The sequence below is a fragment of the Saccharicrinis sp. GN24d3 genome (genome assembly GCF_052400645.1).
GTDB lineage: Bacteria > Bacteroidota > Bacteroidia > Bacteroidales > Marinilabiliaceae > Saccharicrinis.
Genome location: NZ_JBQTGI010000016.1, coordinates 58,511 through 77,476, shown reverse-complemented (window position 1 = coordinate 77,476; position 18,966 = coordinate 58,511). Strand labels below are relative to the sequence as shown.

Here is an 18,966-nt window from a genome sequence, read left to right as displayed (position 1 = left end):
CCAGTGAAAAACAGCCAACCCAAAATATCCATCATAACCCCCTCTTACAACCAAGGTCAATTTATTGAAGAAACTATTCTATCAGTTCTCAAGCAAAACTATCCCAACCTTGAGTATATAGTAATAGATGGAGGAAGCTCCGATAATACGGTTGATATTATTAAAAAATATCAGGATAAAATAACATATTGGGTAAGTGAAAAAGATAATGGGCAAAGTCATGCTATAAACAAAGGTTTTAGAAGAGCAACGGGTGATATTATTACATGGCTAAATAGCGATGATTGCCTAACTAAGGATGCGTTATTACAAGTTGCTGATATATTTAAAAATCCCAATATAAATTTTATTTATGGCGAGTGTATTCATTTTAATGAGCAAGGTGATAAACCGTTGATACCACTTCCTAAAGAAAATTTAAAAACATTACGCATATACGGTTTCCCTTTTGAACAGCCAGCATGTTTTTATAAGAGAACAATACTTGAACAAGTGGGCTATTTAAATGAGGAATACCACTTTGCTATGGATAAAGAACTATTTACGCGCATAGCATTATATACTGATATGCATTATTTTCCAATTACATTTTGCAAATTCAGAGAACACCCAGATGCTAAAACCGGCAATATTATTGATGTTGCACGTAAAGAAAACAACCAGGTACTATTCAATTTTTTTGCAAGTTTACCAAATACAAGATTAGTTACTTACATTAATAAATTAGGCCGCAAACATAAACTTTATCAACACCCCATTAATCAATATGAAGTCAATTATCAGTTTAATAGAAAGGAGCTGAAATTAATATTTACAAAAACAATTCAACCAATTTTTAGTGATAATTATAAAAATAAAAATTACAAAAAAAACATTGCCATTGGCACCGAACTTATTTCACATATGCCTTTTGTTTTTTTTGCAAATAAATACCTAATGTCATTTTTTATTAAAAGCATAAAAAAACAAATACTCTCGCAATGAGGTTCTCTTTAAAACTTAAATATAGGGCAATAAATAATAGCATTTATTCATTTCTACAACGAATACGCTTGAAGAATAGAAACTTCGTGATTATAAGTAACAATTGTTGGGGAGGAGATGTGTACGGCATTCTACAAAAGGAATATAACACGCCTTTTGTAGGTTTATTTTTATTTGCTCCTTGCTATATGAAAATGCTTCATGATTTTCCAAATTCATTAGAAAAACCTCTATTATTCAAAAAATCGTCTAAATACATTAAGAATGAGATTGATTACCCTGTTGGTGTATTAAATGATGATATAGAAATTCATTTTTTACACTACACTAATGAACAAGAAGCTATCGAGAAATGGAATAGACGATGTAAAAGGTTACTTAATTCTATAAATAGTACCGATGTAGAATTATTCTTTAAAATGGACGACAGGGATGCTTGCTCTAAAGAAATAATTAATAATTTTCATCAACTACCATTAAAAAATAAAGTATCATTCTCAGAATACTCTCAAAAAAACAATATCCTTTACAATAGCCATACTAATTTAGTTATTCTATCAGGAACAACGAAAGTGTTCGATGCTATCAATTGGATAAATAAAGGAACAATAAAAAACACTACAATAAATAAAATAATAAGTAAATTATGGCCATTGAAAAAAATGTGGGAATAAACAATATTGTAATCTTTAATAAAAATGTGCCTGCAGGAGTATCAACAATACTAAAAAACATAATTACTTATTCCAATAAGGTCAATTATAAACTAGTATTATATAAATTTCGTGAAGAAGATCACTACACAATTAATGAAGATTGGTGCTCAAACATTGTTAGAATAAATTTAAGCAACAAAAACAATCTTTATTATACAATTAGGCAATTACAAAAACACATAACTTCTACCTCTATTATTGTCGCAAACGACATTCCTGAACTTAGGATGTGTGCTTTATTAAAGCTTAAAAATCCTCTAATTTATATTATTCATGGGGATTTCAAACAATACTATCATCATTGTGAAATATTTCAGGATTGCATTGATTTAATAATAGCATATAGTTCTCACATAGCTCATAAACTAAAGACTATACTAAAAAAAGAGAATATTATTAAAATTAAATTAATTTACTATCCGGTTCCTATTATTGAAGCTAATACGGCAATAGGTAATAAATTAAATATCATATTTGCAGGAAGTTTAACGACAAGAAAAGGAGTTGATACGCTACCTAATGTTATTAAATATTTGAACAAATCAAATATTAAATATCAATTCAAAATTGCAGGAAGTGGAGAATTAGAAAATTATCTAAAAAATAAACTTAAAGATGAAAAGGATACTATTCTTGTTGGTCAAAAATCAAACAATGAAATTATCCAACTATTTAAAGAAAGTGACATTTTATTATTTCCAACTAAATCTGAAGGTTTACCGAATGTGTTAATAGAAGCTATGAAATCTGGTTGTGTACCTGTGATTAGCAAAATTGAGAGTGGCATACCCGATGTTGTAATTAATGATGAAAATGGTTATTTAATTTCACCTGATAAAACAGAAGCTTTTGCAGAATCTATAATATCTTTATATAATAATCCTGACAAATTGTATGTTCTTAAACAAAATGGAATTAAAAGAGCAAATGCCATGTTTGATCCAAAAGTCAATGCTTTATCGTATTATGAATCTTTTATAAAAACCAAACCTAAGTTAACCAATCCAACAATAAAAATACCGACTGGTCCAATACTAAATAAAGCATACATACCGAATTTTCTTGTCAGATTTATTAGATCATTAAACATTAATCCGAATTTATAATAATGATTGAAGAACCTTTAGTCTCTGTATTAATGACTGTATATAACAGAGAAAAATATATATCTGAAGCTATTGAGAGTGTTTTAAATTCTACGTACAATAACTGGGAATTAATAATTGTTGATGATCAAAGCAAAGATCGTTCTGTAGAAATTGCACAAAGTTATGCCCAAAAAGATCATCGCATAAGAGTTTATATCAATGAGGAAAATCTAGGCGATTATCCAAACCGTAACAAAGCTGCAAGTTATGCTAAGGGTAAATATCTTAAATATCTGGATGCAGATGACTTATTGTATCCCCATGGTTTAGAAGTATTTGTTCGAGACATTGAACGCTTTCCATCAGCTGCAATGGCCATCTCGAAACCCGATGATGACATTACACCTCTACCGATAATGCTTAAACCTCATGAAGCGATTAATGAACACTTTAATATAAAACCTTTTTTAGACGATTCTCCTCTTGGTGTAATGATTAAAAGATCTGTTTTTGAAGAATTAAATGGTTTTTCAGGTAAACGCCATGTTGGTGATGCAGAGCTATGGATAAAAGTAGCAGCAAATTACAACATCGTAAAAACAGTTCGAGGATTAACATTTTGGCGTAACCATACAGAACAAGAGTCGAAGAAAAAAGATCAAACAAGTATTAGATATCAATTAGCTCTCGATTCAATTAATAGTGCTTCAGCCTTACTACCTAATAAAGATTCTATACTACTAAAAATCAATAAAAAATATGCGCGTTATTTTTTTCACTTGTTAAAAAAAGCTCAATTTAAAAATGCGCTTTCTTACAAAAGAGAGATAGGAATCCCATATATTCAAATACTCAAATACACACTACTCGTATGAGGATAGCTGTAGTCGTAGGTAGTTTCCCTCAACTATCTGAGACTTTTATTCTAAGTCACCTTATAGGTTTAATTAAAGATGGACATCAAATTACGATTTTTGCCACTGAGTTAAACACGATTAGTAAATATCATACACAAGTAGAGAAGTATGACTTATTAAATAAAGTAGTCATACGCCCTAATCCTCACATTGGCGTAGGCAAACGATGGTTACTCATTTCTAAATTGCTATGGAAAAATAGAAAACATCTCCCAAAACTATTACAGACTTTTCTTCCGAGATATTACAAATCCTTTGCACTCAAGGGTTATTTTTTTTTCGAAGCCATACCCTTTTTACAATTTAGCCCCAATCATTTTGATCTTATCCATGCTCATTTTGGTGAAAATGGCAATAAAATATCCTACCTAAAAGAAATTGGCATTATTGACAGTAAACTCATTGTTAATTTTCATGGCCATGACGTAAACCACAAAGGGTTGGTTAGAAGCCAAAACAATTATAAAACGTTAGAGAACGAAGCAGATGGCCTTATTTTTAATTCTCAATACTTATTAAGCAAATACAAACAGTTAACCAACACAAGAATACCTTGTTACCAAATCCCTGTTGGTATAGACCTTAGTATTTTCACCCCTAAAAAAACTAAAATTCACCACACAAAAGTCAAATTCATTACCGTAGCTCGTCTCGTTGATTGCAAAGGCATTGAATTAGTATTAGAAGCAATGACACATTTAGACCAATGCAAATTTGAATATCACATTCTTGGAGATGGACCTAATCGTGAAAACATAGAACAAATCATTAAAATCAATAACCTCAATCAAAACGTATTCATGCATGGCGCATTAACACAAAATGCTGTTATTAGGCACCTAAAACAAAACGACTATTTTTTATTATTTGGAATTACTGATAAGAATGGTGAAATTGATGCACAAGGCTTAGTGGTACAAGAAGCGCAAGCTTGCGGATTACCAGTTATTGTATCTAATGGAGGTGGTATTCCAGAAGGTGTCAGAGATAATATTACAGGGTATATTATTGAAGAGGGAAATATAGAAATGCTTAGGAACAAACTAAACGAAATAATAAAACAAGAATCTTACCCCATACAAATGAGTATTGCAGCTTCAAAATACGCTCATGACAATTACTCACAGCATCACATAAACAAGCTAATTCTTAATACCTACAAAGTTGTTCTAAATGAATAAAATACCATATATATCTTCACTCAGATTTATTGCGACTATTTTTGTTATTGTTATTCATGTAGCAGCTCCAATTTTATCAAACGCACAACCCTACAGCCTTGATTGGTATATAGCTCAATATTTTCAAGTTATATCTCAATTCTGCGTACCTATTTTTTTTATGTTAACTGGTGCTTTACTTATCCCAAGAGATCTTAGCTTTACTGAATTCACAAAAAAAAGAAGCAAACGTATATTAGTGCCTTTCATTTTCTATTCCCTTCTTTACTTAATAATTGACATTGGGTTTCAATTAAATACAGCTACCCCAAACTATTATTTAATATTTAAAAATGCCATTATAGGTATTGTAAATGGCACAAAATTTCATTTATGGTTTATTTATGCCTTAATTGGCGTGTATTTTTTCATTCCATTTATTGGTAAAAGCATACGAACAGCAAATAAAAAAGAAGTAACTATTTTTTTAATACTTTGGATAATTACATGCAACACAAATTTAGCAGTATATATACCAAAAATTAATTTAATTAACTTTTCCAGCTATTTGGGCTACACTGTTTTAGGCTATTACTTATCTAAATTTGACATAAAATTCAAATCTAACAAAATCATACTTTTAACATTGTTTATTATTGGAATTACAATACCATTAATGTCCATTGAGCATTATAAAATGAATCAAGTCAACGGTGATTTTAGCATACTATTTAAAACATTGTGTCTCATATCTAGCAAATTAAGTGGCGGCTATTTAGGAATTAATACAGTACTCACTTCAATAAGTATATTTTGTTTTTTTCAACTACTTAATATTAGTCTAACTAACTCCAAATACCTCAATAAGTTTGATAAGTATAGCTACGGCATTTATTTAATACACCCCCTTATTGGGATGATACCGCTTTTTATGTACATCAATACGAAGCTATCAAATCCGTTTTATGTCATTATCATTTCAACCATATTAAGCGTTACACTATCATACATTTCGATAGCATTATTAAGTAGAATAAAATCCTTAAAACAATTCATCACCTAACTCATGCTTGTTTCTGTTCTAATTCCTTTATATAATTCAGAAAAATATATTACCGAAACCATTCAATCTGTATTAGATCAATCCTATACGAATATCGAATGTATCATTATGGATGACGGCTCCACTGATAATAGTCTATCTATAGCTCAACAATTTACTTCTGATAAAGTATTGGTTTTCACTCAACAGAACAAAGGCGCATCTGCAGCCCGCAATAAAGCATTTGAAAACAGTACCGGTGAATTGATTCAATACCTTGATGCCGATGATTTATTGCACCCTGACAAAATTAAACTACAAGTTGAGAATTATCACAAACATCAAAACCCCGATATTCTTTTGAGTGGTACATGGGGGCGTTTTACGCTTGATAAAAATCAGGTACAATGGGAACATCAGGTACTAAACAAGAACTATTCACAACCCTTTTCCTGGCTTATAGACTCATGGAATGGATTGGGAATGGCTCAACCAGGCGTATGGCTTACTCCGCGTAAGCTAATTGAAAAAGCAGGACCTTGGCATGAATCCTTGTCTTTAAACGATGATGGTGAATTTTTCTGTAGAGTTATTCTTCAAGCAAGCTCCATAATTCATGTACCGGATAGTCAAGTATATTATCGATCTAATATCAATACAAGTTTAAGTCAATCTCGTTCTGAAAAAGCCTTGGCATCTGAACTTAAATCCTATCAACTTTATGAACATCATATATTAGCTAAAGCTGATAATATTGAAATTAGAACGGCGCTTGCAAATAACTATCTAAATTTCATTTATCAGTTTTACACTGATGATAAACAACTAGCCCAGAAAGCTGAACAAGCTTTTTTAAAACTTAAAATCGGCAAAATGTGGCCCGTAGGTGGAAAACGCTTCAAACAAATAGCCAAACTTATAGGCTTTAAAAATACCCTAAAAATAAAATCGTACATCAAGCTTTAGTAAATGCCTAACAAACCAAAAACAATCACCTACTTTGAAAATTTTGATGCATTAAGGTTTATTTCAGCAATAGCTGTTTTACTCATGCACAAATTCAATAATTTTAATTGGGAATATTTTAGTGATTACCCGCTAGTATATCGTGGTTTAAGCTTTTTGACACGTAATGGTTTTGTTGGCGTTAATTTCTTCTTTGTTTTATCAGGATTCTTAATCACCTATCTTATCATTAAAGAAGTAGAATTAAAAAATACTTTCAACTATTATCACTTTGTCTTGAGAAGAGTCTTAAGAATTTGGCCAGTGTACTTTATTGTTTTGTTTATTGGTTTCTTTCATAAAAGTGAGTGGCAAGGCTTGGCGTATTATCTTAGTTTTTTAAGTAATATCGAGGTCATTTATAGGAATGCGCTACAAACTGGTATACAATTCCCACTTTGGTCAGTATCAATAGAGGAACAATTTTATATAGTCATTCCTTTAATTATATTTCTATTAAAGATAAAATCAAAACAGGGTTTTTTTAATTTATATCTATCTCTTATAGCTATTTCTACCATCTATCAAATATTAAACTACGAAGATATTAACAAGCTAAGATATTCAACCTTAAGTTGCGTGACAGATTTAAGTGTTGGTGGAATTCTAGGTACTCTCTCCTTCTTTAGCAATCGGATGGTTGAAAATTTAAAAAACATGCCAAAATGGTTAATTGCCACAATTCATTTTTTAGGTATTACCTTTATCGTTGGAAGGGTTTACGCCTATCATATTCCTTTTACACTCATCAGCGAACACTTAATACTTGCACTTTACTTTGGTTTTATACTGATGGAGCAAACGTTTTCAACTCATTCAATTCTAAAACTTAAAAGATTCAGAACCATTAGTCGTTGGGGTCAATATACGTATGGTTTATACTTATACCATATGGTTGTTTTAGTTGCAGTTCACCATTACTGGCAATACTTCCAGTTTTATGATAATATAATAATTGATACACTCGGAAAACTTATCATATCTATTGCTTTCTCCTTAATTCTATGTTGGTTCAGCTTCAAATATATCGAGACACCATTTCTTAATTTGAAAAAGAAATTCAAATAATGCAAAACATCACAAATTCTCTAATTATAAGTCCATCCGGAAATTTTTACGGAAGCGAACAAGTACTTTTCGATTTCCTAGCTGCTTCAAAGAAGCTTTATCAGGTATATGTGCCAAAAAAAAGTATACTTCAGCAAAAATTAATTAAAGAGAATAAGCATGAAATCATTAGTTTTACATCTTTACCTCTCCTCTATTTAAAACTTGCCATTATTCTACTTTTAAAAAAGGCAACTTTGTACGTGAATGAGGGGGGGCATGTAAAGTATATTAAATTACTTGCCAAGCTATTTCCAAATCGTAAATTCGTTCTGCAAATACGTTTATTAGACGATACGTGTGCTTCTCGCCTCCATAACCTAACGCCAAACATTAAAATCGTTTGTGTCTCTCAATTTATTGCCAGTAACATAGATAAAACATACAATCCGTTGGTTCTCAATGATCCTTTTGAATTACCTAGCCCAATTGAAAAACCATCTCAATCAGATTTTATTATTGGTTTTATAGGAAGAGTTACACCTACAAAAGGGCTAAAAGAAGCGGAGGAACTTCTTCTATTTTTAGAACGAAGCCAACAAAAACTAGTCATTCGTTTTTTTGGTTCTGTAGAAGAAGAAAAAAAAGAAGTGAAAGAATTTGTGAAAAAATGCCTAAAATTTAATCACTTACGTGTGATATTCGAAGGCTTTGTTGATAATAAAACGAAAATATATAGTGGTTTAAACTTAGTGATTCATTTGAACAAAGAAGAAGCCTTTCCACGAATAGCGTTGGAAAGTTGGGCTTACGGAGTACCATTAATTGGCTTTGACGCAGGAGGTGTAGGCGAAATTAATCATATGCTTAAAACAGGTATGTTTTTATTACAAATAAATGATAATTGGACTAAACAGGTTCTTAATTTAATAGACTCTATTCGAAACGACTATCCTGTAAAAACTGTTAAACATGCTCAATCTATAATAAAAGAAAAACTTAATTTAAATAAATTTGTTGCTAATCTTGAAAATATTATATCCTAAAAACAAGAGAAAATGCCTTATTGCATAACACCTGGGATAAAGTAGGAGAACGAATTGCAGATGAAATTAATAAAAGCCTGAAATAATTTTACTTCAATTTATCTGCTGTATTCTCAGTATTAACTCTAGCATCCCCCCCCCCGGTAAAAATGGGAACCGCAAAGACGCTAAGGATACGCTATGGACGCAAGAAAAAAAGAAAAACCTTTGCGTAACTCTGCGATTAAAATAGGAAACCGCCAAGACGCTAAGGATACGCTAAGGGCGCAAGGAAAAAGAAAAACCTTTGCGTACTCTGCGATTAAAATAGGAAACCGCCAAGACGCTAAGGATACGCTAAGTTCGCTGAGAAAAAAATAAAAAACCCTGCGACCTCCGCGATTTAACTTTGCGACCTCTGCGGTTAAAAAAAGAACCGCTAAGACGCTAAGGATACGCTAAGGGCGCAAGTAAAAAGAAAAACCTTTGCGAACTCTGCGATTAATTAAATCTTTGCGTTCTCTGCGGTTAAGAAAAAACTCTGCGAACTCTGCGGTTAAGAAAAAACTCCGCGAACTCTGCGGTTAAAAAGAAAAACCTTTGCGACCTCTGCGGTTAATCTTTGCGTTCTCTGCGGTTAATTTCCGAGAGCACCTTGATGCTGTCCGAGAGAGAATGACACCCTCCCTAGAAGGAATTTATCCTGACCGAAAGAGGGTATGAACCGCCCGATAGGACTTTTAAGTTACCCTAGGGATCGTAATACCCGTGCGAGAGAGCTTTTATGCTATCCGAGAGAAGTTGTTCGCTTTCCGGGAGTACTTCGCAATCGTCCGAGAGAAGTTTATGTTATCCGAGATGAATTGTTGAGTGTCAGGGTTCATTGGTCAATGGTGGGTTGGTAAGGGATTAGGGTATAGGATATAGGGTTTAGGATATAGGATTTAGGATTTAGGATATAGGGTTATGGTTATGGTTATAGGGTGTAGGAATGAATTAAGAGTCAGGAGTTGTGGCCGTAGATCGTGCGTAGGTTTCCCCTTTATATGCTGTACCGATGAATAACGGGAGGCCAGAGGAAGTGAATTTAGAAGTAAAGCGTACTAAAGGTGCAGTTTGATGAATAAACGGTATTACACAAAACCTGACGATATAAAAGCATTACACCGCCAGGTATCTATTTCCTACATAGTAGAATCGTCATTGTCCGACTTTTTGTTTTTTAAATATTTTTGTCGGTTATAATGGCTTCTGTAACCTTTAAGGCGACTTTCATCTCGCCAAAAAACATATTTGCCGGCATCGCGGATGTCATCCACATATTTTTTCAGTAAAGTATACATCTGATTGCGGATCCTTAGACTTTCTTTGGTTTCAAATTTTTCACCATTAGCCATAGCTCTGATATCGGCCATAGTACCAGATGTTTCCTCACATTGATCCAATAATGTCATATCGAAGTTGATAACTTGCAAAGGTTCAGGGTTTGCTCTTCCCAAAACTGCTATATCACTTAAGTCCTGAATCATATCGGCATCACCTGTTCCTTCGTCTATGGCTCTTACGCTTTCCAATAAGTCGGTATTATTACGGTATGCATAGCGAAGTGCATGGGAGGTACTGTTGCGTAAGTCATAAGCTCCCGGGCTCTTATTGGCCCATTGCTCTTCTGCATCCTCACGATCTTTCTGCTGCCCTGCCCATTGCGACTGAGAATAACGCAAGCCTCCGGCTATCCGGTTTAAATGTTCAAAATGGGTTTCGGGAATACCGGCTGACATCAGTTTAGCTTTGTCCTTTAAGCTCCATTGGTACAAATCTTCAGCTTCCTGGGCATAAATACCAATTGGCATTCGGGGTGTTTTGATGTCTTCGGGAAGAATGGCCTGTACTTCAGGCAACACTACTTCGTAGTCAGAAAAGTTAGTCATAATTACTATCTTTAAAAAGTTAATAATACCAGACCCTTCCAGCTGCTTCTTCCATAAAGCTCGTCATAGTTTTCCGGTTGAAGCTCGCCGGAGGGTGATCTGGTTGCATTTAGCGTAATCAATTTAAATAAATTATTAATTATAATCAATATAAATTAAATAAGCTTTGGTTAAAAAGGAACCACTAAGATGGGACGCTAGAAAAAAAAGGAACCGCCAAGACGCCAAGGATGCGCTAAGTGCGCTAAGAAAAAAAAAAACTCTGCGACCTCTGCGGTTAAATTTTGCCTTTGCACTCTCTGCGGTTAATCTCTGCTACTAAAAAATGAACCGCCAAGACGCCAAGGATGCGCTAAGTTCGCTAAGAAAAAAATGAAACTCTGCGACCTCTGCGGTTAAATTTTCCCTTTGCGCTCTCTGCGGTTAAGCTTTGCGTTCTCCGCGGTTAAAAATAAAATAACAACTATGCCCAAACTCGCCATACTTCACTACCTCCCCCTCGAATACTACCCCCCTGTTACCAACTTAATAGACTATATTACCCATGAACGCAGTAAAGACTTAAAGGTAAAAGTATTTAGTTGCAGGAATGTAAAAGGGAGAGAAGGTTATAGGGTTCAGGGTATAGGAAATAGGAGAAAGGATATAGGGTATAGATCAAAGGATATAGGAGATAAGGATTTAGAAAATAGGGATAAGGGCATCGGTAATAGGTCAGGAGATCCTAAAACCAATAACCTAATACCTAAAATTCTTCGCTCTCCTTTCCCCAAAGAAACCGACAACAGTATCATCCGCCTCCTCAAATACCTACATTACAATCTCTTCACGCTTTTGAACCTATTGATCTATCGGCCTAATGCCCTTCTATACTATGAGAGTTACTCCGCCTGGCCGGCATATATCTACTCCAAGTTCTTTAATCAAAAGTGCCGTATCTTCATCCATCATCATGAGTATGCTTCAAAAGAATGGTATTCTAAAACCATGAAGCAGGTACAGTATTTTCATCAATTGGAAAAAAAATGGCTCTATCCAAGGGCTACATGGAATAGTCAGACCAATGAAGATCGTTTACAGTTCTTTCATCAGGATCACCCGGGTTTAAAAAAGGAGCAATTAAGAATCCTGCCTAATTATCCTCCCAGTAAGTGGAAAGTTGAAAGTTTAAAGTTCAAAGTTGATTTCAATGCAGATCTTTCTTGCATTGTTCCTCAATCACTTAATGCCTACAACCTAAATCCTAAACCCAATCCACTAAACCCTATCAAACTTGTCTACGTAGGCTCCCTCTCCTTTCAATCCACTTATTTAAAAGAACTATGTGAATGGGTGCTATTACAAAACGGAAAAATACAGTTTGACATTTATGCATACAACCTATATGATGATGTAAAGGAATATTTAAGTGGGATAAACTCATCATGGGTCAATTACTATGAGGAAGGCATTGAGTATAACGATCAGCCAAAGGTATTAGCGCAATACGATGTGGGGTTGATATTATACAAAGCGCATAACCAAAACTACACCTATAATGCACCCAATAAACTATTTGAGTATATGGCCTGTGATTTGGATGTTTGGTATCCGGATGTATTACAAGGGCCAAAGCCGTATATTACAGCAACCAGCTACCCAAAGGTGGTTCCGGTAGATTTTGAAGATTTAGAAAACTTTGATTATACTAAAGCCATTGATAAAGAAGGTTTGGAGTATAAGCCATCGGAGTATTTTTGTGAAGAGGTTTACAAGGAGTTGGTAGAGGCGTTAAGAAGTTAATAAAACTGGAAAAAAGGTAACCGCAAAGCACGCCAAGAAGGCGCAGAGAGCGCGGAGAAAAAAAAGGAAACTCTGCCGTTTAAAAAAGAAAACGCTAAGACGCCAAGAAGGCGCTAAGGACGCAAGGAAAAAGAAAAACCTTTGCGAACTCTGCGGTAAAAATGGGAACCGCTAAGACGCAAAGGATACGCTAAGTGCGTTAAGAAAAAAGAAAACTCTTTGCGAACTCTGCGATTATTTCTCTCTGCGCTCTCTGCGGTAAAAAAAAAGGAAACCGCCAAGACGCAAAGGATACGCTAAGGACGCAAGGAAAAAAGAAAAAACTCTGCGTACTCTGCGATTATTTCTCTCTGCGCTCTCTGGGGTAAAAAAAAGGAAACCGCTAAGGCGCTAAGTATACGCTAAGGACGCAAGGAAAAAAGAAAAAACTCTGCGTACTCTGCGATTATTTCTCTTTGCGACCTCTGCGGTTAAAAAAGAAAACCGCCAAGACGCTAAGAAGGCGCTAAGTTCGCTGAGAAAATATTTTTTTGACTACCGCGGTTAATAATTAAGCGGTTAAACAATGAAAAATGAATATCCTCTACATCGGTCAATATACTAACAGTACCACCAGTATGTTGCCGATTATTTCAAGTAATATTCATGATTTTTTTTGAAACCACAGCATAGTAATCTATTATTTTTATTAAATTAGATGATTACAATCTATATATTTGAGTAAAATGATAGATCGAATACTATATAACACAATTAATAAGGAATGGGATTCAGGCAAAGTCATCATAGTTCTTGGCCCTCGTCAATCGGGTAAAACAACTTTACTCAGCAATTTATGTAAGTCAAAAGGTGAATTTCTTTATCTAAATGGAGATGATCCTGAAATAAGAGCTATTCTGGAAAATGCCGGCGAAAAAAAACTACGCCAAATTATAGGTTCATTTAAAACCATTTTTATTGATGAAGCACAACGCATTAAAAACATTGGTTTAAGTGCAAAAATTATTCATGATCAAATTAATGATACACGGTTACTATTAAGTGGTTCATCAGCTTTAGAGTTATCCAGTTCGTTTAACGAACCTCTAACAGGGAGAAAATGGGAATACAGGCTTTATCCCATCTCATGGCAGGAAATGGTGAATACCTTTGGTTTTTTAGATGCAAGATTACAACTAGATGAACGACTGATATATGGCATGTATCCAGAGGTAGTATCCACCCCAAAGCAACAGGAAAGAGTCATAAAAAGTATGGCCGGAAGCTATCTTTATAAAGACTTATTACAACATGATCAAATCAGAAAGCCTGAGCTATTAGATAAATTACTAATGGCTTTAGCTTTTCAGCTGGGATCGGAAGTAAATTACAACGAGCTATCCTCCATGCTGCGCATAGATCGGGCTACAATCGAAAAATATATAGACTTGTTAGCAAAGGCTTTTGTAATATTTAAACTCCCACCATTTAGTCGGAATTTAAGAAATGAAATTGCTACCAGTCGAAAAATTTACTTTTACGACAACGGGATACGCAATGCCATTATAGGCGATTTTAGACCTATTGAATTACGTAATGATATGGGGGCATTATGGGAGAATTTCATTATTTCTGAGCTAATGAAACAATATCACTATCAGGATCAAGATGGTCGATTCTATTTCTGGCGAACATATCAACAACAAGAAATAGATTTAATTTTAGAAACAGAAGCCAAATATACAGCGTACGAAATAAAATGGAACAGCAGAAAAAAAGTTAAATTCCCAACAACATTCACCCAAAATTACCTGCCGTGTGACACCAAAGTGATTAATCCGGAAAATTTTGAAGACTTGCTTATTAATTAAACCATAAACTACCGTAAAAACACTAGACACATTATCTCTAACGAGCTATTAACCTATCCACCTAACACTCTAATATCCTAAATCTTAATGTATGAACATCCTATATATCGGTCAATACACTAATGGTACCACCAGTAAAATGCGAGCCGACCAACTTAAACAAATCCTGGGTACCTCCCCTTTAGGGGATAGAGGGGTAACTTTCCACATTATTAACACCCATATTCCCTTTTTTCAAACCCATCGCATATGGCGTTCCTTAGGTTTCAGATACAAAGGAGGCCCACTGATTTCAAAAGTCAACAAATACGTCCTAAATCAACTCAGCAACTCAACAACTCAACAATTTAACCTGATTTGGGTAGACAAAGCCATCTTCCTTACACCCCAAACCACCCAATACCTTAAATCACTCACCGATAAACTGGTCCACTTCACCCCTGACATGGCTTTTTATGGAAACCAGTCGGTTCTCTTTAATAAGAACATTAAGCTATACGACTACCTCATAACAACAAAAACAGCTGAGGTTAAAGAATATACCAAATACATCGAAAACGACCAACTGATTGTCACCACACAAGGCTTTGATAAAAGCTTACATCAACCTGTTATACCATTTAATGAGAAAAAAGCATCTGTGGCTTTTATAGGTTTATGTGAACCTAGCCGGGAGGAAATGCTACAAATGTTGATCGATCATCAAATAAAAATTAAACTGGCAGGAAAAGGATGGAGCGCATTTGTGGAAAAAAATAAAAACTCAACTTACTTAAATTACGTAGGTGAAGGGTTATTTTCGAAAGACTATACCCGTTTTATCTCCTCTGCCTACTTTAGCATTGGTATGTTATCCAAAAACTTTCCCGAACTCCACACTACCCGCACCTTTGAGATACCGGCCTGTGGTACTGCTTTGATAACGGAACGCAACGAAGAAACTATATCATTTTTTACCGAAGAAGAAGCTATTTTTTACGACAGTGCAGAAGAAATGATCGAGAAGATAAAGTATTATCAAAATCATTTAGATGAGTTGGAAGTACGCACACACAAAGGAACCGAAAGAGTGCATAAAGATGGTAGGGATTACGAATCGATTTTAAGATCTGTGCTTCATCAGATAAATATATTGAAGTAACATAAAAACCAAAGAACTGCTATGTAGGCGCTAAGGACGCAAGAAAAAAAACAGCTAAGGTGCTAAAAAAAACCTTTGCGACCTCCGCGATTAATTAAAACTTTGCGTTCTCTGCGGTAAAATAGGAACCGCTAAGACGCCAAGAAGGCGCAATGGACGCTAAGAAATTTTCCCTTTGCGTACTCCGCGATTTAATTTTTCTTTGCGACCTCTGCGGTTAAACTTGCCCTCTGCGGTTAAAAAAGGGAACCGCCAAGAAGCCAAGGTTACGCCAAGTTCGCTAAGAAAATATTTTTACAACCTCTCCATTTAAAAAGAAAAACTCTGCGACCTCTGCGGTTAATTTCTCTTTGCGACCTCTGCGGTTTAAAATTACTCTGCGCACTCTGCGGTTAAAAAAAGGGAACCGCCAAGACGCTAAGGTTACGCCAAGTTCGCTAAGAAAAAAATAGCGATCTCTGTGATAAAAAATTCTTTGCATCCTCTGCGGTTAAAAAAGGAAACCGCCAAGACGCTGAGAAGGCGCCAAGTTCGCTGTGAAAATATTTTTACAACCTCTCCATTTAAAAAGAAAAACTCTGCGACCTCTGCGGTTAATTTCCCTTTGCGCACGCTGCGGTTAAAAAAAGAACCGCCAAGACGCTAAGGTTACGCCAAGTTCGCTAAGAAAAAAATAGAGATCTCTTCGATAAAAAATTCTTTGCGCCCTCTGCGGTTAAAAAAGGAAACCGCCAAGACGCTAAGGTTACGCCAAGTTCGCTAAGAAAAAAATAGCGATCCCTGCGATAAAAAATTCTTTGCGACCTCTGCGGTTAAAAAAGGAAACCGCCAAGACGCCAAGGTTACGCCAAGTTCGCTAAGAAAAACTCTGCGTACTCTGCGGTTAATCTTTTTTTGTTAACTTGAAACTTCTTTAAACTTCCTTTTATGACCGAAAACGAAATAGCCTCCAAAGTAGTATCAGCTGCAATAAATGTCCATAAAGCCTTAGGTCCCGGGTTACTTGAGAAAGCCTATCAGGAATGTTTAGGGTATAAGTTAAAACAGGAAGGTTTAAGAATAGAAGTAGAAAAACCTATGCCTTTGGTATTTGAAGGGGTAAATCTTGAATGTGGATACAGGATAGATATACTAGTTGAAAATAAAGTGGTTATCGAGCTTAAAAGTGTGGAATCTTTAAACGACGTTCATTTAGCACAAACACTCACCTATATGAAACTGGGAAATTATAAACTGGGCTTGCTGATTAACTTCAATGTAGCTTTATTAAAACAAGGTATTAAAAGAGTAGTCAATAAATTATAAATTAACCATTAGGACGCTTAAAAAAGGGAACCGCCAAGACGCTAAGGATGCGCTAAGGCCGCTAGAAAAAAAACTTTGCGCACGCTGCGTTTTAAAATTACTCTGCGCACTCTGCGGTTAAAAAAAGGGAACCGCCAAGAAGCCAAGGTTACGCCAAGTTCGCTAAGAAAAAAATAGAGATCTCTTCGATAAAAAATTCTTTGCGCACTCTGCGGTTAAAAGAGGGAACCGCCAAGACGCTAAGGTTACGCCAAGTTCGCTGAGAAAATATTTTTACAACCTCTCCATTTAAAAAGAAAAACTCTGCGACCTCTGCGGTTAATTTCCCTTTGCGACCTCTGCGGTTTAAAATTACTTTGCGCACTCTACGGTTAATCTATTCTTTGCGTTCTCCGCGGTTAATCTTTGCGTTCTTTGCGGTTATTAAAATCTTTGCGATCTTTGCGGTTATTATTTTTTTTATATTAGCCCTGCCAATCGATATTCATGTTAGAAAACTTACAAAAAGAAAAAGGCTGGATTTGGATTCTCCCTGCTACACTGTTATTCATCGTTGCATTTGGGCTGCAGACCTGGACATCTATTGGCCTGGCCTTTACCGGTTTTTATGTGTACCGGGTTATCCTTAATATGGGGCATAAAATCCCTATTATTGATTTAATGACTGCCCTGGCCGCCCTGCAATGGATCCTGGGTCCCTATATCGATTACCATAACGATGTTACACATTTTAAGTACTATATGTATGTACCCGAAGAACAGTATATGGCCTATGCCGTCCCTGCCATTATCATGTTTCGTTTAGGTACCCTGTTTTATAAAGACGAATCCGATTTGAATGCGATTGGAGCCAGAGTCTCCCACCTTTTAAATTCCTATCCCAGGTTACCCTATATCCTCGTTGCGGCAGGGCTGCTGATTCCTTATTTAAACGCATTTATTCCGGCATCACTGCGCTTTGTATTTTTCTTGCTGGCCAATGTCAAATATGTGGGCGCTATCTATCTGCTGTTCTCTCCCTCCGCTAACCGCTGGGCTATATTTGCAGGGGTAATGTCTTTTACCGCCTTAGCTTCTATTGCTTCCGGTATGTTCCATGATTTATTGCTATGGGCTATGCTTACCTTTACCTTTGTGGCGCGGGAATTAAAATTATCTATGGGGTCAAAATTAATCATTGCCATATTGGGTATGTTTCTGGCTATAACCATACAATCGGTAAAACACGAATACCGTACTTTTCTAAAAAATGGATATGGAGGTAATAAGGTCTCCCTATTCGTAGGTCTGGCCACCGAACAATGGTCCAATGGGCGTATCGTTAACCCCAGCTCTGATGAGGATATGAATGCCCGCTTAAATCAAGGATGGATTATATCGGCTGTCATGAAAAACATACCCGAGCGGGAACCTTATGCCGGGGGGTCTACCATCACCGAAGGAATAACAGCCAGTTTATTGCCCCGTTTTTTAGCGCCCAATAAAAAGAAAGCAGGGGGAAGGGATAATTTTATGCGTTTTACGGGTCTCCCACTTGGCGAAAACACCAGTATGGGTATCAGTCTGGCCGGAGAGGGTTATGCCAACTATGGCCGATGGGGAGGTATACTTTTTATGTTCTGCTGGGGTTTATTTGTGGGCTGGTTCTGGAAAAAACTGAGCCGGTGGAGCTACTTCTACCCTACCCTGTTAATTTGGAGTCCCATATTATTTTTGCAGGTGATTAAGGCGGAAACGGAATTCGTGGTGGTTTTAAATCACTTGATTAAAGCGAGCGTATTGGTGTTTGGTTTATTGTGGTTTATAAAGAGGCAGTGGAGAGTGAGGGTGTAAGTCAGGGTTTTGGGTATAGGATGTAGGTTGTAGGGTATAGGTTTTAGGGTATAGAAAATAGGATGGAGGAAATGGGATGGAGAAAATAGGTTTTAGGGTTTAGGGATTAGGGTGTAGGTTGTAGGGTATAGGTTTTAGGG

At 35.6% G+C, this 18,966-nt stretch carries 16 protein-coding genes; 15 read left to right on the top strand and 1 reads right to left on the bottom strand.

Features of this window, described 5'->3' with window-relative positions; translation table 11 throughout:
- Window positions 1-3: 3 nt before the first annotated feature.
- The 10 genes from ACT29I_RS18360 (at window position 4) to ACT29I_RS18315 (ending at window position 9,365) form a co-directional block, all read left to right on the top strand.
- Entirely contained in the window at window positions 4-984 is a 981-nt protein-coding gene (locus ACT29I_RS18360; protein ID WP_444794097.1) for a glycosyltransferase family 2 protein, read from the top strand.
- Window positions 981-1,658, top strand: coding sequence for a DUF1919 domain-containing protein (locus ACT29I_RS18355; protein WP_444794096.1), 678 nt, complete (start codon window positions 981-983; stop codon window positions 1,656-1,658). Before ACT29I_RS18360 ends, ACT29I_RS18355 begins: the two co-directional genes overlap by 4 nt.
- A complete protein-coding gene (locus ACT29I_RS18350) occupies window positions 1,631-2,806 on the top strand; it encodes a glycosyltransferase family 4 protein (RefSeq protein ID WP_444794095.1) in 1,176 nt (391 codons plus the stop codon). Before ACT29I_RS18355 ends, ACT29I_RS18350 begins: the two co-directional genes overlap by 28 nt.
- Before the next feature lie 2 nt (window positions 2,807-2,808).
- Complete coding sequence (locus ACT29I_RS18345) at window positions 2,809-3,663, top strand: glycosyltransferase family 2 protein (protein ID WP_444794094.1); 855 nt, start codon at window positions 2,809-2,811, stop codon at window positions 3,661-3,663.
- Window positions 3,660-4,886, top strand: coding sequence for a glycosyltransferase (locus ACT29I_RS18340; protein ID WP_444794093.1), 1,227 nt, complete (start codon window positions 3,660-3,662; stop codon window positions 4,884-4,886). The genes ACT29I_RS18345 and ACT29I_RS18340 overlap by 4 nt, the downstream gene beginning before the upstream one ends.
- Window positions 4,879-5,928: an acyltransferase gene (locus tag ACT29I_RS18335; protein WP_444794092.1), complete on the top strand. Its 1,050-nt coding sequence runs from the start codon at window positions 4,879-4,881 to the stop codon at window positions 5,926-5,928. The genes ACT29I_RS18340 and ACT29I_RS18335 overlap by 8 nt, the downstream gene beginning before the upstream one ends.
- A 3-nt stretch (window positions 5,929-5,931) precedes the next feature.
- Window positions 5,932-6,873 (top strand): glycosyltransferase family 2 protein, encoded by a 942-nt coding sequence (locus ACT29I_RS18330; RefSeq protein WP_444794091.1) that lies wholly within the window; start codon window positions 5,932-5,934, stop codon window positions 6,871-6,873.
- 3 nt (window positions 6,874-6,876) lie between these two features.
- Window positions 6,877-7,980: an acyltransferase family protein gene (locus tag ACT29I_RS18325; RefSeq protein ID WP_444794090.1), complete on the top strand. Its 1,104-nt coding sequence runs from the start codon at window positions 6,877-6,879 to the stop codon at window positions 7,978-7,980.
- Entirely contained in the window at window positions 7,980-9,005 is a 1,026-nt protein-coding gene (locus tag ACT29I_RS18320) for a glycosyltransferase (RefSeq protein WP_444794089.1), read from the top strand. Before ACT29I_RS18325 ends, ACT29I_RS18320 begins: the two co-directional genes overlap by 1 nt.
- Before the next feature lie 180 nt (window positions 9,006-9,185).
- Window positions 9,186-9,365, top strand: a complete 180-nt coding sequence (locus ACT29I_RS18315) for a hypothetical protein (protein WP_444794088.1) — start codon at window positions 9,186-9,188, stop codon at window positions 9,363-9,365.
- 803 nt (window positions 9,366-10,168) lie between these two features.
- Here the strand turns inward: ACT29I_RS18315 and ACT29I_RS18310 are convergent.
- Complete coding sequence (locus ACT29I_RS18310) at window positions 10,169-10,915, bottom strand: hypothetical protein (RefSeq protein WP_444794087.1); 747 nt, start codon at window positions 10,913-10,915, stop codon at window positions 10,169-10,171.
- A gap of 465 nt (window positions 10,916-11,380) precedes the next feature.
- Here ACT29I_RS18310 and ACT29I_RS18305 point away from each other — a divergent pair, with 465 nt between their 5' ends.
- The 5 genes from ACT29I_RS18305 (at window position 11,381) to ACT29I_RS18285 (ending at window position 18,826) form a co-directional block, all read left to right on the top strand.
- Window positions 11,381-12,697 (top strand): hypothetical protein, encoded by a 1,317-nt coding sequence (locus ACT29I_RS18305; RefSeq protein ID WP_444794086.1) that lies wholly within the window; start codon window positions 11,381-11,383, stop codon window positions 12,695-12,697.
- Window positions 12,698-13,422: 725 nt separating this feature from the next.
- Window positions 13,423-14,547 carry an ATP-binding protein gene (locus ACT29I_RS18300; protein ID WP_444794085.1) on the top strand — a complete coding sequence of 375 codons (1,125 nt, stop codon included), beginning with the start codon at window positions 13,423-13,425 and terminating at the stop codon, window positions 14,545-14,547.
- 91 nt (window positions 14,548-14,638) lie between these two features.
- Complete coding sequence (locus ACT29I_RS18295; RefSeq protein WP_444794084.1) at window positions 14,639-15,688, top strand: CgeB family protein; 1,050 nt, start codon at window positions 14,639-14,641, stop codon at window positions 15,686-15,688.
- Window positions 15,689-16,615: 927 nt separating this feature from the next.
- Window positions 16,616-16,993, top strand: coding sequence for a GxxExxY protein (locus ACT29I_RS18290; RefSeq protein ID WP_444794083.1), 378 nt, complete (start codon window positions 16,616-16,618; stop codon window positions 16,991-16,993).
- Window positions 16,994-17,479: 486 nt separating this feature from the next.
- On the top strand, window positions 17,480-18,826 hold the full coding sequence (locus ACT29I_RS18285) for a hypothetical protein (protein WP_444794082.1): 1,347 nt from the start codon (window positions 17,480-17,482) through the stop codon (window positions 18,824-18,826).
- Window positions 18,827-18,966 lie beyond the last annotated feature (140 nt).

What these genes read in the sequence shown, in the direction of transcription:
- ACT29I_RS18315 (WP_444794088.1), top strand. Translation starts at nt 9,186, where the DNA reads ATGGACGCAAGAAAAAAAGAAAAACCTTTGCGTAACTCTGCGATTAAA.
- ACT29I_RS18305 (WP_444794086.1), top strand. Translation starts at nt 11,381, where the DNA reads ATGCCCAAACTCGCCATACTTCACTACCTCCCCCTCGAATACTACCCC.
- ACT29I_RS18345 (WP_444794094.1), top strand. Translation starts at nt 2,809, where the DNA reads ATGATTGAAGAACCTTTAGTCTCTGTATTAATGACTGTATATAACAGA.
- ACT29I_RS18350 (WP_444794095.1), top strand. Translation starts at nt 1,631, where the DNA reads ATGGCCATTGAAAAAAATGTGGGAATAAACAATATTGTAATCTTTAAT.
- ACT29I_RS18325 (WP_444794090.1), top strand. Translation starts at nt 6,877, where the DNA reads ATGCCTAACAAACCAAAAACAATCACCTACTTTGAAAATTTTGATGCA.
- ACT29I_RS18355 (WP_444794096.1), top strand. Translation starts at nt 981, where the DNA reads ATGAGGTTCTCTTTAAAACTTAAATATAGGGCAATAAATAATAGCATT.
- ACT29I_RS18330 (WP_444794091.1), top strand. Translation starts at nt 5,932, where the DNA reads ATGCTTGTTTCTGTTCTAATTCCTTTATATAATTCAGAAAAATATATT.
- ACT29I_RS18300 (WP_444794085.1), top strand. Translation starts at nt 13,423, where the DNA reads ATGATAGATCGAATACTATATAACACAATTAATAAGGAATGGGATTCA.
- ACT29I_RS18335 (WP_444794092.1), top strand. Translation starts at nt 4,879, where the DNA reads ATGAATAAAATACCATATATATCTTCACTCAGATTTATTGCGACTATT.
- ACT29I_RS18295 (WP_444794084.1), top strand. Translation starts at nt 14,639, where the DNA reads ATGAACATCCTATATATCGGTCAATACACTAATGGTACCACCAGTAAA.
- ACT29I_RS18320 (WP_444794089.1), top strand. Translation starts at nt 7,980, where the DNA reads ATGCAAAACATCACAAATTCTCTAATTATAAGTCCATCCGGAAATTTT.
- ACT29I_RS18285 (WP_444794082.1), top strand. Translation starts at nt 17,480, where the DNA reads ATGTTAGAAAACTTACAAAAAGAAAAAGGCTGGATTTGGATTCTCCCT.
- ACT29I_RS18290 (WP_444794083.1), top strand. Translation starts at nt 16,616, where the DNA reads ATGACCGAAAACGAAATAGCCTCCAAAGTAGTATCAGCTGCAATAAAT.
- ACT29I_RS18340 (WP_444794093.1), top strand. Translation starts at nt 3,660, where the DNA reads ATGAGGATAGCTGTAGTCGTAGGTAGTTTCCCTCAACTATCTGAGACT.
- ACT29I_RS18310 (WP_444794087.1), bottom strand. Translation starts at nt 10,915, where the DNA reads ATGACTAACTTTTCTGACTACGAAGTAGTGTTGCCTGAAGTACAGGCC.